General features: G+C 38.2%; 17 protein-coding genes and 1 pseudogene. All 18 read right to left on the bottom strand.

The features are described 5' to 3' along the window. Positions 1 to 17 precede the first annotated feature (17 nt). A complete protein-coding gene (gene ric, locus AB1278_RS09795; protein WP_042721882.1) occupies positions 18 to 734 on the bottom strand; it encodes an iron-sulfur cluster repair di-iron protein in 717 nt (238 codons plus the stop codon). Positions 735 to 798: 64 nt separating this feature from the next. Further along, positions 799 to 1,239 (bottom strand): c-type cytochrome, encoded by a 441-nt coding sequence (locus tag AB1278_RS09790; protein ID WP_120231266.1) that lies wholly within the window; start codon positions 1,237 to 1,239, stop codon positions 799 to 801. A gap of 18 nt (positions 1,240 to 1,257) precedes the next feature. Further along, positions 1,258 to 1,821, bottom strand: a complete 564-nt coding sequence (locus AB1278_RS09785; protein WP_042721880.1) for an SCO family protein — start codon at positions 1,819 to 1,821, stop codon at positions 1,258 to 1,260. 16 nt (positions 1,822 to 1,837) lie between these two features. Next, the gene (locus AB1278_RS09780; protein ID WP_123277908.1) at positions 1,838 to 2,659 is read right to left on the bottom strand and encodes a formylglycine-generating enzyme family protein; all 822 of its coding nucleotides are present in this window, start codon (positions 2,657 to 2,659) and stop codon (positions 1,838 to 1,840) included. 82 nt (positions 2,660 to 2,741) lie between these two features. After that, positions 2,742 to 3,716: pseudogene (nirK, locus tag AB1278_RS09775) on the bottom strand (copper-containing nitrite reductase); the annotation flags it as partial. Positions 3,717 to 3,885: 169 nt separating this feature from the next. Beyond that, positions 3,886 to 4,317 carry an RrF2 family transcriptional regulator gene (locus tag AB1278_RS09770; protein WP_042721877.1) on the bottom strand — a complete coding sequence of 144 codons (432 nt, stop codon included), beginning with the start codon at positions 4,315 to 4,317 and terminating at the stop codon, positions 3,886 to 3,888. A gap of 79 nt (positions 4,318 to 4,396) precedes the next feature. Then, a complete protein-coding gene (locus tag AB1278_RS09765) occupies positions 4,397 to 5,353 on the bottom strand; it encodes a DUF438 domain-containing protein (protein WP_120231268.1) in 957 nt (318 codons plus the stop codon). 115 nt (positions 5,354 to 5,468) lie between these two features. Beyond that, positions 5,469 to 6,374: a bifunctional molybdenum cofactor biosynthesis protein MoaC/MoaB gene (moaCB, locus tag AB1278_RS09760; RefSeq protein WP_123277909.1), complete on the bottom strand. Its 906-nt coding sequence runs from the start codon at positions 6,372 to 6,374 to the stop codon at positions 5,469 to 5,471. Between the two features lie 3 nt (positions 6,375 to 6,377). After that, the gene (locus AB1278_RS09755; protein WP_120231270.1) at positions 6,378 to 6,818 is read right to left on the bottom strand and encodes a molybdenum cofactor biosynthesis protein MoaE; all 441 of its coding nucleotides are present in this window, start codon (positions 6,816 to 6,818) and stop codon (positions 6,378 to 6,380) included. Next, a complete protein-coding gene (locus tag AB1278_RS09750) occupies positions 6,805 to 7,899 on the bottom strand; it encodes a ThiF family adenylyltransferase (protein ID WP_120231271.1) in 1,095 nt (364 codons plus the stop codon). Before AB1278_RS09750 ends, AB1278_RS09755 begins: the two co-directional genes overlap by 14 nt. 14 nt (positions 7,900 to 7,913) lie before the next feature. Then, positions 7,914 to 8,147 (bottom strand): MoaD/ThiS family protein, encoded by a 234-nt coding sequence (locus tag AB1278_RS09745; RefSeq protein WP_042721872.1) that lies wholly within the window; start codon positions 8,145 to 8,147, stop codon positions 7,914 to 7,916. Beyond that, positions 8,137 to 8,727, bottom strand: coding sequence for a molybdenum cofactor guanylyltransferase (mobA, locus tag AB1278_RS09740; RefSeq protein WP_120231272.1), 591 nt, complete (start codon positions 8,725 to 8,727; stop codon positions 8,137 to 8,139). Before mobA ends, AB1278_RS09745 begins: the two co-directional genes overlap by 11 nt. Before the next feature lie 12 nt (positions 8,728 to 8,739). Next, the gene (locus AB1278_RS09735; RefSeq protein ID WP_227942457.1) at positions 8,740 to 9,936 is read right to left on the bottom strand and encodes a molybdopterin molybdotransferase MoeA; all 1,197 of its coding nucleotides are present in this window, start codon (positions 9,934 to 9,936) and stop codon (positions 8,740 to 8,742) included. A 15-nt stretch (positions 9,937 to 9,951) separates the two neighbouring features. After that, positions 9,952 to 10,554 (bottom strand): molybdopterin-dependent oxidoreductase, encoded by a 603-nt coding sequence (locus AB1278_RS09730; RefSeq protein ID WP_227942458.1) that lies wholly within the window; start codon positions 10,552 to 10,554, stop codon positions 9,952 to 9,954. An 82-nt stretch (positions 10,555 to 10,636) separates the two neighbouring features. Further along, entirely contained in the window at positions 10,637 to 11,635 is a 999-nt protein-coding gene (gene moaA, locus AB1278_RS09725; protein ID WP_429814025.1) for a GTP 3',8-cyclase MoaA, read from the bottom strand. Further along, a complete protein-coding gene (locus AB1278_RS09720) occupies positions 11,619 to 11,900 on the bottom strand; it encodes a DUF6755 family protein (protein ID WP_120231273.1) in 282 nt (93 codons plus the stop codon). Before AB1278_RS09720 ends, moaA begins: the two co-directional genes overlap by 17 nt. 23 nt (positions 11,901 to 11,923) lie before the next feature. Further along, on the bottom strand, positions 11,924 to 12,445 hold the full coding sequence (locus AB1278_RS09715) for a ubiquinol-cytochrome c reductase iron-sulfur subunit (protein WP_042721863.1): 522 nt from the start codon (positions 12,443 to 12,445) through the stop codon (positions 11,924 to 11,926). 10 nt (positions 12,446 to 12,455) lie between these two features. Beyond that, positions 12,456 to 13,031, bottom strand: coding sequence for a 4Fe-4S dicluster domain-containing protein (locus AB1278_RS09710; RefSeq protein ID WP_042721862.1), 576 nt, complete (start codon positions 13,029 to 13,031; stop codon positions 12,456 to 12,458). Positions 13,032 to 13,037: the final 6 nt, after the last annotated feature.

Raw genomic sequence — 13,037 nt, 5'->3', positions numbered from 1 at the left:
ATTTTTAATGTTGTACTTTACTGAAATTCTTTTTCCAGTTTAATTGCTTTCGGGAAAAGGATGTTATTTTCCAGATGAATGTGCTTGTGAAGATCATTTTCAAAATCCTGAAGCATTGAGAAAGTTACTCTATATGTGTTGCAGGCATCAGCCGGAGGAGTGTATTCATCAGTAAGTTCTGCAATCTTTCTCAGTCTTTCCCCTTCTACGGTGTGTTCATGCTTCATCATGTTCACCGGATTTTCCACTGTTCCGAATGGCGGCTGTGGAATTGCACTTCCGTCAATCTGTGCTTTAACCATGTTTTTAATGAATGGGAAAAGCATAAGTTCTTCTTTCTTCATGTGTGCTCCCAGATCCTGTGCAGAAGCATCAAACAGCTCTCTGATCTCAAACAGTTCGGGATGACTTCCACCATGTACCTTACAAAGCTTGTCTAAAAATGCCTGAAGAACAGGTGTTTTCTCTTCCACGTAGCGGTGATGTGTCTTCTCTACATAATCTGCGAGTAAATCTAATGGCCAACTGTTGAAATCAATAGAATTGTCATCTCTTTTTGAAAGGTTTTCTATTTCTTCGTAGATGGGTTCTGTATCGATCTTTCTGTTTTCGCAGGCTTCTTCGATGGTTCTGCCTCCTTTGCAGCAGAAATCGATTCCGTACTTTTTGAATATTGCAGCAGTTCTAAAATCTTCCGCCACTATTTCGCCTATAAAATCTGTCTTTATATTCATAATTTAATACTTTTTTATCTTTTATTGTTTTAAAATTTTTTGTTTTTTTTAAGGATTTATATTCTTATGATTTTTTTAATGAAAGAATATATTTTACCATTTTCTGTGCATTTTCTTTACTCATTCCGGCATGTGGTGTCATAGGAATATCTCCCCAAACGCCTTTACCTCCGTCAATGATTTTCTGTGCAAGCTGATCAATATCTGCTTCTGTATATTTAGCAGCCACTTCCTGATAAGCAGGACCTACTAACTTTGAGTCTAGCTTATGACAACCAAGGCAGTCTGTACCTTCCACCAATGATTTTCCTTCTGCAATTTCAGCTTCAGGACCGCTTGCTGCAGCTGTGGATGTAATCTCTGAAGAGTCTGCCGGTTTAGGTTCATCAAGCATTATATTGGATTCTGTAGCGTTTGTTGTATCTGTTGCTACTGTTTCTTTTTTGTCTGAACAAGCGGTGATGCTAAGTGATAACAGTAATGCTGCTAATAATAATTTTTTCATTGTTAAATACTTTTCGGATTATAATTCTAATTGTTTTTTGATTTCTTTTACAAGGGCTTCATTATCATTTCCTAAGCCCTCTTTCTGGAAAGCGAGTATTCCTTCTTTAGAATAGACACTGATGATATTGGAGTGAGAAAATTCTATCGGTGAAATTTCTTTATACTTCACAGCCATGATATTAGCCAATTCCCTTGTTTCTGCTTCTGTACTTCGGATGAAAGTCCATTCATCATCCTTAAATTTATTGATTTCCATATAGGCTTTCATAACTTCCGGCGTGTCTGTTTCAGGATCGATAGAGATCAAAACATATTGGATGTCATCACTGTCTACTTTTCCTACCATTTTAGAAATGTTTCTCATTTCATCAGCCAGTCTGGGGCAAGCCGTTTTGCATGAGGTAAAGATCATGGTGGTAACAATTACTTTTCCCTGGAAGTCGGAGAAGGTTATTTTACTTCCGTCCTGTTTTTCCCATTCAGAAGCCAGATTGTATATGGAATCAGGTTTCAAAGGTTCGTTTTTTTTGCTGCAGGAGAATAAAACCAGTGCCAACAAAAAATATAATAGACTTTTCATTTTATTTAAACTTTAATTAATCTTTCGCACATCTAAATCCAAGGTTGTTGAGACAGTAATCGGCTTTCAAGCTTCCTCTGAGTGCATACCGGACAAATGCCGCATAATTTCTGAGATCCGCTGATGTAACTGCCGCGCCTGCACAGAATAGAGATTCATTGGTGGTATTATCTTTTCTGGATTCCCCGCTCATCATCACCGAATTGAAATCATAGGTCCATTCCCACACCATTCCGTACATATCATAAACACCGTAATAATTAGGTTGTGAATGCTTTACAGGCTGTTTGCTTTTATCTTTTTTCTGATAGGATTTCAATATAAATTCTGTAAACTCCGGCTTTTGGGAAGCATCTTTGGAATCTCTGTCCGCAAGTGCTACATATTCCCATTCATCTATTGTCGGAAGTCTTTTCCCTACACTTTCGGCATACGCTTTTGCGGCATACCAGGAAACATTGGTGACAGGCGTTTCCGGACCTAAGTTTTCAGGAATTTCAAAATCGCTCTTCCAGTTTTTCAGATAGGTTGTATCTGCATATAGTCTTAGGATCTTACTTTTGGCCCATTGGGGATTTTTCTTCAGGAATTCGAGATATTCTCCATTGGTAACAGGACTTTCGTCAAGATAAAATGTTTTAACTTTTACGATTCTCCCTGAATCTTTACCAATAAAGGCTTTATACGTTCCCCCATCTATTTTTACCATTTTTTTTGAGCTGGAGACTTTGTTCGGATGGTGTTGAACGTGGGGCTTCGTATCAGAAACATCGCGGTGACCGGAACAGGAAACCTGACTGATAACAATTATAAAAAATATTACTAATACACCTTTCATGATTTCCCTTTTTATAATCCCCAATGAGACCTAAGTAATAACACCCTTTCAACTATATATTTACTTTAATTTAATTTTTCTTATAAATGGCCGGATTTTCAGGACCCGTCACTTTTATTTTTCCCAAAGCTCCTTTATTGAATGCTCTGAAAATGGCATGGTCTACGATCACATATTCTCCCGGAACGGTTGCTTTAAATTCTACGATTGTAGCTCCTCCCGGTGGAATCAAAGTAGTTTGTACATCTTCATTGATCTTGCTTCCTCCTTCTATGTATACTTTGTCAAAGATCTCACCGATAACGTGGAAAGAAGAGGTAAGGTTGGGTCCTCCGTTTCCTACATAAAAACGAACTGTTTCTCCAACTTTAGCCTGAAGTTCCCCTTTACCTAGCAAAGCACCTGTATGTCCGTTGAACACTACATATTCAGGATGTTCTGCAATGGCTTTGTCCATATCAAATTCCTGTAATCCTTTATCCCCGAATTTTCCTTTGGTGTAGAAATCTCCTTGCATGATGTAAAACTCCTTGTCTACTTTCGGTAAACCTCCTTCCGGTTCGATAAGGATCAAACCGTACATTCCGTTGGCGATATGCATTCCTACAGGTGCTGTTGCACAATGATAGACATACAGTCCGGGATTCAAGGCTTTAAAATTGAATACTTTCTCTGTTCCTGGTGCTACAAATGTGGCTTCTGCTCCTCCTCCGGGACCGTTCACGGCATGAAGGTCTATGTTATGAGGAAAATTGCTGTTTTCATTGTTTTTAAGGTGAAGCTCGATCTCATCTCCTACTCTTGCGCGGATAAAACTACCGGGAACTGTTCCGTTGAATGTCCAGAAGTTATATTGCGTTCCATCTGCCAATTCACCGACTTTTTCAATAATTTCCAGTCTTACAATGACTTTTTTGGCAGCTCTCTCTCCTACAGGAGCAGGTACATAAGGCGGAGCAACCAGTTTTTGTTCTTCTGATGAACCGTCTGTAGCTATTTTTTCGGCATCCGCTGTTTTATCTGTGGCAGCGGATGGATTTTGTTTGCATGAATTCATACTGATGAACGCAGACAAAACGGCAGTGATGAAGATGGATTTTTTCATTTTGATTGGTTTACGTTTTTGGCTTAAAATAATTTTATTCAATTTAACAAGATATAAATACCTTTTAGTGTTTTATTTGTCACTGCTTAAAACTCGATTTTAATTGATTCTGATAAATATTTTATTTTTTTAAAAAAGTCAGTTTCAAATCTAAGTTCTTGACAAACATTCTGATCTTGGAGTTTTCCAGCATATCTCTTATTTCTTTACGGATATGTTTGAAATCATTATGGATAGGACAAGGATGATCTTCCGAGCATTCTCTGAGTCCTAAACCACAACCTGAAAAAAGTTTGTCTCCGTCTATCTCTCTTACAATATCTGCTATAGATTGCTCGAGGTTATTTTCATCCATATAAAAACCACCGTTGGGTCCTTTTGCAGATTGTACAAAACCTTTTCTGCTGAGTTCCTGTAGTATTTTGGCAATGAAATACTCCGGGGAATCTATTCCTGATGAAATATCTTTGATCCCTACTCTGCTTCCGTCCTTGGACTTCTGCGCGATGAAGATCAGTGCACGAATGGCGTATTCACAGGTTTTAGAAAACATTTGTTATTTTTATATTACAAAGATATATATTCGAATTTATATAAAAGAGTTTTTGGTATTTTATTTTTCATGATAATCATCACTCCCATTCCAAAAGTCTTCTTTCTCCCTCGATCTTTTTGATCTCCGAAATATCCTGAGACATTTCGATAACCCCTCGATAGTTCTTCTGTGCGTCTCTTACGGCAAAATATCGTACATAGATTAACTTGTCACGATAATTGAACCAGAACGATGCTTCATTTTGCTCTCCTTTTCTGAAAGCTTCCAATATTTTCAGAACGGTATCCACACTTTTCGGAGGATGGCAAAAACGCACTTCTCTTCCGATAATTCCTGCACTTCTCGGGAAAACACGAATGTCTCCACGGTTATAGAAAATCACTCTGTCGTTTTCATCCACATAGGTAAGATCCAGCGGCAATGTTCTGAATAAAAGATTCACCTGTTCCACTGTCATATATCCTTCATCAAAGTGTGATGCATTTTCATCAAAACTTACATCGGTTCTTATGGTTTTATCTTCGGAAGGATGTACATACTGCTCTTCTTCCGGATATTTTGCGGGTGGCTGACTCAGCATCCAGCCGATTTCATCTTCGCCTTCTCTCATTTTTATCCATTCTTCATCGGTAAGGATCTCCATTGCATTCGGGAAGAGAACCATTTTTTCCACCTGCATCAGATTTCTTAAGTTCTGACCCGCATATTCTATGTTTTGTTTTGCGGAATCCAGATCTTTTTCTTCAATATTTTTTCTGATGATCCTGAAAATATCCCGGATCGTATCATGGAAAGACCACATATTTCTGGAAGGTCCGGTCCACCTTTTTTGCTCCAGAAAAGGAAACAGTTGATTTTCTTTTCGCTCAAATCTCCTCTCAACGGTTGACAAGTGGTTGAAAAGGTTATAAAATTTCTGAAATTCTTCCTTCGGATCTGTTTGAAGCAATTCTTCCAGTAATGTATCGATCAGCTCCTCTTCCACCAGATAAGTGTGAACGGGATGTCCTGCTTTTAATTGATTTTTATCCATTTTAGTTTTAATAGAATATTAATACCTTTTTGTCTTTTATAGAACAAAGGTAAGATTTCAACTTCAATTAAAAGAGTTTTTTATCTTTTAATATACTGATTTTTATCAGCAATCTTTAATGCTTTCCGCCGTTCAGTATTTTATAGATGTGCAGAATCCCCGGGAATATAGAATCCATCGACTCTTCGGCTCCTTTTGTTGAGCCTGGAAGTGCGATCACCAGAGTATCACCGATCATCCCGGCAAGACTTCTCGATAACATCGAATAAGGAGTTCTTTGCTGACCATAATTTCTGATCGCTTCGGCAACTCCGGGAATTTCTCTGTCCAACAACGGACGAACAGCTTCGGGAGTGACATCTCGTTTCGAAAGCCCGGTTCCGCCTGTAATCATTACCAACGAGATTCCGTCTTCTGCATACAGCCTGATCTTGCTCTGGATCTCAGCAATTTCATCAGGAATAACCACATAATCATTAATGTTTACCTTATTTTTCTCAAGGGATGAAATAATGGCTTTTCCTGCTTTATCTTCTTTTTTACCTTCAAAAATACTGTCCGAACACACAATTACAGATGCTGTGATCCCTTCACCGGAATCTTTGATATCGGATTTTCCGCCTTTTTTCTCAAGCAGCCTGATGTTTTTGATCTCAATGTTTTTATCGATCGGTTTCAGCATATCATACATGGTAAGGGCAACGATTGAAGCGGAATGCATCGCCTCCACTTCTACCCCGGTTTTATAGATCGTATGAATTTCTGAAGTGATATGAATATCCAAATCCATGATCTCAAACTGAATAGAGGTATATTCTATAGGAAGCGGATGACAGTCCGGAATAACATCACTCGTTTTTTTGGCTGCGAATAAGCCTGCTGTTTTGGACATTTCAAAAACATTTCCTTTCGGAACTTTTTGATTCACAATAGCATCGATCGTCTCCTGTGAACTGACGCTGACAACGGCTTCTGCAATAGCTTTCCTGAGTGTATTTGTTTTATGTGTGATATTAACCATACTTTATTGTTTATTTTCTTTCCAGGAGTGAGATTTATCCTCCAAAATTTCTTTCCCCCACAACGGAACTTCCTTTTTGATCCTGTCCACCATTTCGTCACATGCATTGATGGCTTCCTTACGATGTGGAGCTGAAGTAAACACAAAAAGACAGATCTCCCCCACTTTGATGTTTCCCAATGAATGATAGATGTGAGCGCAGGTAAGTCCGTATTTGGTTATGATCTCTTCACGGATTTCATGGGCTTTTTCCAATGCCATCTCCTGATAAGCTGTGAATTCTATAGATTCAACTTTCTTATCGTTGATTTTGTCTTCCCGAACCTGACCCAGGAATATGCTATGACCACCAATACTTGTTTTTACCGTGTGTTTAGCAATACTTTCGGCAACGAATGCAGGATCAATAGGACCTTCTATAAATATATTCTTAATTTTTTTCATGATAAACTGATTTTGCTCCGGTCGGGAAATGCCTGATCTCTTTTTCCGGAAAATAAGTTTTTGTGATCTCCACCGCTTTTTTGCTTCGGATTCCTGAGGCGCAAATGAAACAGATGTTTTGATAGGATTTTAATGATTGTAAATGTTGTTCAAGTGATGCCAATGGAATTTCCAGAGCGTTTAAAGCTTTCAATCTCGGTTGTTCTTCAGTTTCTCTTACATCAATAAGAACACTGTTTTTCTGATTCAGAAATTCTTCTAAAGCTGAATGCGAGCTGATGTCATCACCTTTATGGATATTACAGAATACATCATAATTGAAATTTTTGAATTCCTCTATGGTTTTCGGTCCTGATCTTTCTTTATTTTCAGTAAAAGTCATTTTCAGCGACTGGTAATTTTTGGTATTAAAGATCAGTAACTCATGTACCAAAACCTCATCTGAGCCGATCAGCAATTTGATGACTTCATTAGCCTGAAAAGTACCAATAACGGATGAATGGGACGGCAAAACTCCTGCTTCATTACAGTTCGGAACTTCATTAGGATTTGGCGGTATCGGAAAAAGATCCCGGTATTGTGTCACCGAATTTACTTTTTCAACATTGAAAACCGCCACTTGACCTTCATATCTGAAGATAGAAGCATACACCAAAGGTTTTTTCAAAAGAAAACAGGCATCATTCAATAAGTATCTTGTCATAAAATTATCGGTACAATCTACGATCACATCAAAATTATGGATCAATGAAAGAACATTTTGTGTGGTGACCAGCTCCTGAAAAGCGACTATTTCGGTTTCAGAATTCATGGTATTCAAATGTTCGAGGGCTGCAACGACTTTTGGAGTTCCCACATCTTGCTCGTCATATAAAAACTGACGGTGAAGATTGTGCAGATCTACTTTATCAGAATCTGCTATTCCTATCACTCCGACTCCTGAAGAGACCAAAATCTGGAGAACAGGGCATCCCAATCCGCCTGCTCCAACCACTAAAACTGATGAACGGGCAAGCTTTTCCTGTGCTTCAACGCCAAAATTCGGAAGTATAATCTGTCTGCTATATCTGTTTATATTCATGGTAATGTATTTTTTTAACCTCCTGAGTAGGGAGGTAATAATGCAATTTCTGCTTCACCTGAAATCAAGTGCTGGTTTTCTGCTTTCACTCCATTCACAACGACTAAAAAAGTGGTTTTCCCCAATTCAGGAAATTTTTCGAACAATTGCGATCTGAGTTCAGCAACACTGGCTGTATTGTGCAATGGAAGATCGTATTCTTCTACTTTAAAGATGTCTGTGAGTTTGCCAAATATTTTAAGTTTCATCTGTCCTGATTTTAAGTAATTCTAATTTATTTATCATACGTTCTGCCTCCCAAAAGCTTTCCGGTGTATTGATATTCAAAAACTGTGGTCTAAAGGATTCATCATACTGAATATAATGAGCATCTTGCTGTTCCAGAAATCGGGTCATTCTCAGGCGGTCATTCTTAATTGAATTTGCTAAAACATCAAGAACCACATAAGGATAAATGCCTAAAACCGGATATACTTTACCTTCACATTCCGCGATACTGATCTTATTTTCTGCTCTTCTTTGAAGAATATCTTTCATCAATTCCGTAGAAACAAAAGGCATATCGCAGCTACATACGAAAATATCTTCCTGACAGTGCTCTAAAGCAGACCGAATTCCTTCCATAGGACCTTTTTGCTCATATCGATCTTTAATCACATTCATTGGAACAGGATCACCTGAACGGTTTCCGGAAATAAAAACCTCATCGAATACTTTCGCCAAATTATCCACAACATGTTGTATCATCGTTTTTCCACTCATCTTCATGAGGGCTTTATCCTGTCCCATTCGGGAACTTTTACCACCCGCTAAAACAACTGCTTTCATTTCTGATCATTTTCAAATCCTCCAGATCTTTATTTTTTCACCAGGATTTATTTCGGTTATATTTTCAGGAAATTCAACCAGACAGTTTGCCTGTGCCACAGAATTCATTTTGTATGATTCCTGACCATTGAGGATGTGCACTTTTCCCTGGGAATACCAAGCTTTTAAAAACTGTGTCTGCTCACTGCTTCTTTTCATTACGAAAGATTCTGAAACCGCCACATCCTGACTTTCATTAAGGTTCTTTCTTCCGAAACATCCCAATACAAACGGTTTTACATACTGATGGTAACAGGAAAATACAGATGCTGGATTTCCCGGTAACGCAAAAACAAATTTTTCGTTAAATTTCCCGAAGAATAAAGGTTTTCCTGGCTTTTGTCTTACTTTATAAAACAATTCCGTAACACCCAGTTTTTCCAGAGCAGGTTTTACATAATCATAATCTCCCACGGAAATTCCGCCTGTAATCAGTACAATATCTGCATTTTCAAAGGCTTCTTTAATCGCAGAAAAAGTTGTTTCTTGTCTGTCTTCGGCATGTTTTATGAAGGAAAATTGATGATTGATCTCCGCTAAAGCAGCCTGTAAAGTGTATGTATTGGAATTGTAAATTTCTCCATCGGATAAAGTTTTCCCAACTTCCACCAGTTCATTGCCGGTAAAAACAAGACCGATCTTTAACCGTTTATAAACCTTAACTTTTTCTATTCCAAATCCTGCCAGAAATCCGATCACTGAATGATTGATAAATGTGTTCTTTTCCACAATCACAGTTCCTTTCTCGGTTTGTGAAGCTTTGAGACGGATATGGTCCCCTTTTTTAATTTCATCTGTATTACATTGGATATAATCTCCGTTGCGGACTACTTTTTCCTGCATCACCACAGTATCTATACTTTCCGGAACCTTTGCCCCGGTAAAGATCCGTACAGCTTCTCCTTTACCTAAAATAGGGTCATTTGTTGAAATTCCTGCAGGAATTGTATTGGTAACTTTTAATTTGGTAGAATCTTTCAGATCATCAAAACGAAATCCATACCCATCCATCGCAGAATTATCGAAAGACGGCACATCTAAGGTCGCCATGATAGGTTCTGCCGTATAAAAACCCAAAGCTTCCAACAGAGGCAATATCATATTCTCTGTCGGGAAAATATGGTTCTCTATGATTTCTCTGGCTTCAGAAACACTTATGTATTGATTCATTCTGATCATGCCTTGCTATTGCACTCTTGTTACTTCTATGCTTTTCAGCCATTTTACGTGACGAGGACCCGTTTTGGTATCAGACAGACTCACGAGGATCATTTCGCCTTTTTCTTTCAGGGGGTTTCCGTTCTGTTCAAATACTACATACACTTTATCTCCAGTAGGGTTATTGAACAATTCTGCCCATGAAAAGGTAGCTTTGTAATCATCTGAAGCTCTTGCAACAATGTAGAAATTCCTGTCTGTGTGATCCTTCTGTGCAATTTTTGCCTTTTCCACAATTTCTGTAAGCAGAACACCTTTAGTAGATTCTATATGACTTTTGGATATCCCTGACTGACAGACAATATCAAAATCTTTAATTTCCTTTACATTCATTTTTTTCAAAGAATCTACAGTGAGTGTCAAGGGCTTAACGACATCTCCCATTACGGTTATCTCTTTGTTTACATAGATCCAGTCATCATCATCGTGCTTATGATTTTCTTTTTCCGAAATGTTTTCTGAAATATGAGCCATACTTTGCACTTCAGGTTTTGCTGCTTCAGGTTTACTGCATTGCAACATTGGGTAGGTCATCGCTACCACCCAAATGAATTTTAAAAATTTTCTCACGGTTTGATTTATTAGTGTTTAAAATGATTACAGTTTTTTAGTTATTATTAATTTTTGTTTTTATTTTTTTCCAAATATAAAACTACCCGCCGATTTTTATCATACTCCGATTAACAATTGATTGATTTTTTACACTTCCCATTTCAGAAAACTGTCCACCTTTCTCTTTATGCTTTCTGGTGATGCCTAATTGAATCAGTTCCAGAAGGTCTTCTTCGTTTCTGAAAGCCTTCAGCAAATCAAATTCATCCGCTCCGAAAAGACAGTTTTTCATTTTCCCATCTGAAGTGATCCTGATTCGGTTACAGCCAGCACAGAAAGCATTGCTCATGGTAGAGATCAGTCCGAAAACTCCTTTGCTTTCTTCACTAATCCGATATTTTCTGGATGTATCATTTTTCTGATCCGTTATTTTTTCAAACGTAAAGTGCTGTGAAACCAAATCAAGCATTTCCGCGACCGGAATCACTTTTGCTTTTTCCCAAGAATTTCCGGTGAATGGCATAAATTCTATAAACCTCAACTCTATCGGATAATGATGGGATAAGGCAATGAATTCCGGGATCTCATCATCATTGAAACCCCGCATTACCACCATATTCAGTTTTACATTAAACCCTCTTCTGATGCTTTGTTTGATATTGTCCCAAACGGGTTGAAACAGGTCTCTTTTGGTAATGTATTTAAACTTTTCGCGATCCAGAGAATCAATACTGATATTGAGATTTTTAACGTTACATTCTTCCAGCGCATCAAAATACTTATGAAGCAAAACCCCATTGGTTGTAACTCCTGTATTGACATTTAACTTGGAAATCTGTCGGATGATATTTTCAAAATCATGTCTTACCAAAGGTTCTCCCCCTGTGATTCTGATCTTGTTAATCCCATAATGATGAACAAAAACCCTTGCAATTTCGAAAATTTCGCGGCTGCTCATCAGTTCTACGGATGATGTACTTTTGAACGGTTCATCGGGCATACAGTATAGACATCTGAAATTACAGTTGTCCGTAATGGAAAGCCTCAAGTAATCGTGTTTTCTGCCAAAAGAATCAAGCAAATCAATAGGCATTGTCATTCTCCTCTTCTGATTTTTTAATCTGTCCTGTAGGAATATCCGGTACATATCTCAAAAAGAAAAGTGTACACAGAAATATAACCACTGATCCAATTGCCGAATAGGCTGCAAAGTCCAGGTTTTCTTTATCCAAAGCCTTGTTGATCGTTCCAAACAAAAGCCACATTTGCAGACTTACCAGCAGAATATAGACGCTGATAATGGCAACAAGCATTTCATTGATTCTGAATGTTACTTTTTTAATAGGTTTCTTTCGTACTGACATCTCGGTAATTTTTTGTGTTGAACTTATCCGTGGCTTTCTTCGGTTTCTTTTTCAAAATCCGTCACATATATTTTATCCTCTTTGATCACGACCTTTAACTGCGGAAGCGGTCTCGGTGGCGGTCCCTGAATAACAGATCCGTCATCCGGATTGAAAAACCCGTGGTGACAAGGGCATTCGATCAGCTGTTCATTATGATTGTATAGCACAGAACATGACAAATGGGTACATTTTTGTTCAAAAACTTTCCATGTATCTTCTGCGAGACGGATAAGCATATAGGGATTACGATGATCTTCATTGATATAGAACGTTCTCATTCCTCCCACCTGTAGATCGGTCGTTAATCCTATAAAATAGGGTTTTATTTCTTTCTCTTTTCTGAAAAAATTAAACAATGGAACGGCTACATTGGCAAATGCCAAAGTGCCTGAGAAAAAAGTGATCAGTTTGATGAATTCTTTTCTGGAAACATATGCTGCCTCACGTTTTTTAATAGGAAAATCGGCTTTCCAGGCGGGGATTTTTTTATGATTTTCTGACATGTTAGTATGATTAAAAAACTTTTAATTCTTCGCTGCCTTTCGGCATCATTATATTTACTTTTGTATTTACGACTTCTTTCCCGAAAATAAAGCGGTTCACAGGTGTGCTGTTCGGTCTTTTCTTCGCTACATTCTCTCTGGTATCAAAGGTTAAGGCCCCACTGGGACAAACTGTTGCACACATAGGTTTAAGACCCGTACTGGTCCTGTCGTAGCACATATTGCACTTCATCATTAGCATCGCACTTTGATCCGGAATCTGCGGAACTCCGAACGGACAACCAATAACACAATTCGCACATCCGATACATTTTGATGTATCTGCGGTATGCACAATACCATATTCATCTTTTGTAATAGCATCTGCGGGACATACATTCGCACAAATGGGATCTTCACAATGCATACACACCTGCACGGTGGTCTGAACAGTTTCTGCCCTGTCTACATAATGAATATGAATCATCGAGGTTTCTCCGTTAGTCTCACATTCTGCACAAGCCATCTCACACGAGTGACAGCCGATGCAGCGCTGCATATCAACGAAGAATTCCATATCATTAAATTTTTCAAACTGTTCCGCCATAATCTT

The sequence above is a fragment of the Chryseobacterium sp. NRRL B-14798 genome, from assembly GCF_050470705.1.
In the GTDB taxonomy this organism is placed as follows: Bacteria; Bacteroidota; Bacteroidia; order Flavobacteriales; family Weeksellaceae; genus Chryseobacterium; species Chryseobacterium cupriresistens.
Note: the sequence above shows the minus strand (reverse complement) of the source record. Positions and strands in the feature narration are given on the sequence as shown.

Bases quoted from the DNA above. Each gene is read 5' to 3' on its own strand.
- ric (WP_042721882.1), bottom strand. From the start codon at position 734: ATGAATATAAAGACAGATTTTATAGGCGAAATAGTGGCGGAAGATTTT.
- AB1278_RS09790 (WP_120231266.1), bottom strand. From the start codon at position 1,239: ATGAAAAAATTATTATTAGCAGCATTACTGTTATCACTTAGCATCACC.
- AB1278_RS09785 (WP_042721880.1), bottom strand. From the start codon at position 1,821: ATGAAAAGTCTATTATATTTTTTGTTGGCACTGGTTTTATTCTCCTGC.
- AB1278_RS09780 (WP_123277908.1), bottom strand. From the start codon at position 2,659: ATGAAAGGTGTATTAGTAATATTTTTTATAATTGTTATCAGTCAGGTT.
- AB1278_RS09770 (WP_042721877.1), bottom strand. From the start codon at position 4,317: ATGTTTTCTAAAACCTGTGAATACGCCATTCGTGCACTGATCTTCATC.
- AB1278_RS09765 (WP_120231268.1), bottom strand. From the start codon at position 5,353: ATGGATAAAAATCAATTAAAAGCAGGACATCCCGTTCACACTTATCTG.
- moaCB (WP_123277909.1), bottom strand. From the start codon at position 6,374: ATGGTTAATATCACACATAAAACAAATACACTCAGGAAAGCTATTGCA.
- AB1278_RS09755 (WP_120231270.1), bottom strand. From the start codon at position 6,818: ATGAAAAAAATTAAGAATATATTTATAGAAGGTCCTATTGATCCTGCA.
- AB1278_RS09750 (WP_120231271.1), bottom strand. From the start codon at position 7,899: ATGAATATAAACAGATATAGCAGACAGATTATACTTCCGAATTTTGGC.
- AB1278_RS09745 (WP_042721872.1), bottom strand. From the start codon at position 8,147: ATGAAACTTAAAATATTTGGCAAACTCACAGACATCTTTAAAGTAGAA.
- mobA (WP_120231272.1), bottom strand. From the start codon at position 8,727: ATGAAAGCAGTTGTTTTAGCGGGTGGTAAAAGTTCCCGAATGGGACAG.
- AB1278_RS09735 (WP_227942457.1), bottom strand. From the start codon at position 9,936: ATGAATCAATACATAAGTGTTTCTGAAGCCAGAGAAATCATAGAGAAC.
- moaA (WP_429814025.1), bottom strand. From the start codon at position 11,635: ATGACAATGCCTATTGATTTGCTTGATTCTTTTGGCAGAAAACACGAT.
- AB1278_RS09720 (WP_120231273.1), bottom strand. From the start codon at position 11,900: ATGTCAGTACGAAAGAAACCTATTAAAAAAGTAACATTCAGAATCAAT.
- AB1278_RS09715 (WP_042721863.1), bottom strand. From the start codon at position 12,445: ATGTCAGAAAATCATAAAAAAATCCCCGCCTGGAAAGCCGATTTTCCT.
- AB1278_RS09710 (WP_042721862.1), bottom strand. From the start codon at position 13,031: ATGGCGGAACAGTTTGAAAAATTTAATGATATGGAATTCTTCGTTGAT.